The organism is Actinomadura logoneensis (genome assembly GCF_003428695.1).
GTDB classification, from domain to species: Bacteria; Actinomycetota; Actinomycetes; order Streptosporangiales; family Streptosporangiaceae; genus Spirillospora; species Spirillospora logoneensis.
Genome location: NZ_QURH01000614.1, coordinates 1 through 2,199 on the forward strand (window position 1 = coordinate 1; position 2,199 = coordinate 2,199).

At 76.1% G+C, this 2,199-nt stretch carries 1 protein-coding gene and 1 pseudogene; one reads left to right on the forward strand and one right to left on the reverse strand.

What is annotated here, in order from left to right:
• On the reverse strand, positions 1 to 1,520 hold a 1,520-nt coding region (locus DZF91_RS24690; RefSeq protein WP_235834528.1), incomplete at its 3' end, for a DEDD exonuclease domain-containing protein.
• Positions 1,521 to 1,747: 227 nt separating this feature from the next.
• On the opposite strand from DZF91_RS24690, the pseudogene DZF91_RS24695 reads away from it, so the two are divergent.
• Positions 1,748 to 2,199, forward strand: a pseudogene (locus tag DZF91_RS24695) (NYN domain-containing protein); the annotation flags it as partial.

Sequence of the window (2,199 nt, forward strand, 5' to 3'; positions counted from 1 at the left end):
CGCCGCGCCGCCGCCACGACCGGGCGGATGTCGCCCCGCATCGCGGTGCGGGCGGCCTCGGCGTGCCCGGCGTACTCGTCCGGGGTCTCCGCGCCCACGCAGGGCGCGCCGCAGCGGCCGAGGTCGGCCAGCGCGCAGGCGCGCCCGGCGCCGCGCTCGACCAGCCGGAGCGTGAGCCGCTGGGTGCACTGCCGCAGCGGGACGGCCTCGTGCAGCGCGGCCTTGGCCTCCTCGGCCTGCCGCGCCGACGACAGCGGACCGAGGTACACCGCGCCGTCGTCACGGGACTCGCGCACCACCGACAGCCGCGGGAACGGCTCGGCGGTCAGCTTGAGCCAGATCGCCCGTTCCGGGAACTTGGACCGCCGGTTGTAGCGGGGCTTGTGCTCCGCGATGAGGCGCAGCTCGCGGACCTCGGCCTCCAGGCCGGTCGAGCAGACGATCGTCCGGACGCGCTCGGCGAGCCCGACCATCTCCCGCGCCCGCCAGCGGGTCTCCGAGCCGGTGAAGTACGACCGGACGCGCGTGCGCAGGTCGGTGGACTTGCCCACGTACAGGATCTCGCCGCCCGCGTCCTCGAACAGGTAGACGCCGGGCTCGCTCGGCACGTCCGCCGCGAGATGCCGCTTGCGCCGCTGCTCGGGCGTCGGCGCCTTGGCGAAGCCCTTCAGCTCCTCCAGGGACGTCACGCCGAACGAGCCGAGCCGTTCGATGAGGCCGTGCAGGACGTCCACGGTGGCCTTGGCGTCGGCGAGCGCCCGGTGGCACGGCTCTGTCTCGGTCCGGAAGTGGCGGGCGAGCGTGCCGAGCTTGTGGTTGGGCACCTCGTCGCGGGTGAGGACGCGGCGGGCGAGGTCGACGGTGTCGACGACCGGGAAGGCGGGCCAGGCGTACTCCAGCCGCGCGCACGCCGCCTTGAGGAACCCGATGTCGAACGGCGCGTTGTGCGCGACCAGCACGCCGCCGCGCGCGAACTCCAGGAACGCCGGGAGCACGCGCTCGATGCGCGGCGCGGCCATCACCATCTGGGTGGTGATGCCGGTCAGCGCGGTGATGAACGGCGGGATCGGGCCGCCCGGGTCGACCAGGGTGGCGAAGTCGCCGAGGTGCACGCCGCCGCGGACCTTCACCGCGCCGATCTCGGTGATGGCGCAGTCGGCGGCCGACCCGCCGGTGGTCTCCAGGTCGACGACGACGAACGTGACGTCCGCGAGCGGCGTGCCCAGGTCGTCCAGCGTGCCCTGCACCGGAACGCCCTGCACCGGACCGGCCTGCGCCGGAACGCCCTGCTTCGCCCTGCCCTGCGGCGCACCAGGCTTCGGCCCGCCCGGCGCGGACGCGTTCCGGCGCGGCGGCCCGGCCTGCTCCCAGACGGCCTGCTCCGGGACGGCCTGCTCCGGGACGGCCTGCTCCGGGACGGCCTGCTCCGGGACGGCCTGCTCCGGGACGGCCGGGACCGTGCGCCGACCGGGGGACGGCGGCGGGGATGCTGACCCGGGAAGGCGGTGCGGGGACGTCATGACGGCGACCGTAGGCCATCGCACCGACAGAACGGCGCCGGACCTCGGGCTCCGGCCCTCCCGCCGCCGGACCGCTAGGCTTGGCCCCGGTCTCCACCGGTTGAGGCGGATGACCTCGGGAAACAGTCATCTCAAGACGGTCGGCGCGAAGGAGCGACATCATCGACAGCGGCCCGGAGGCGGCGGAACGCCCGCCCCGCCCACTGCCCGAGGCGGTCCGCCAGAGCGTGGTGGAGACCGCCGCCGAACTCCTCGGCGCCCTTCCGCTGGACGAGGTCCCGGTGCCGTTGCGCCGGTTCGCCCGGTTCGAGCGGCGCAAGCGCGCCAAGCTCGCCGGTCAGCACATCGCCGCCCTGCTGGAGCGCGACGACGCGTTCCGCGCCCGGGTCGGCGAGGCCGGGCGCGAGGCGCATCCGGAGCTGGCCGCCGCCGTCACCGAGGGCCACGTCCCGCCCGCCGCCGACCCGGTCGTGGTCGCCGTGCTCGGCTACCTGCTGCGCCCGGACGGCTGGCCCGACCTGGTCGAGAACGCCCGCGCCGAGCTGGAGCGGTCGGCGTCGCTGTCGGAGGGCGAGCGCGCCGAGCGCCGCATCGCCGAGCTGCGCGCCGAGCTCACCGCCGCCCGCGCGGGCCGCGGCGCCGAGCTGGAGCGCGTGCGCGGCGAGCTGCGCGAGGCGAA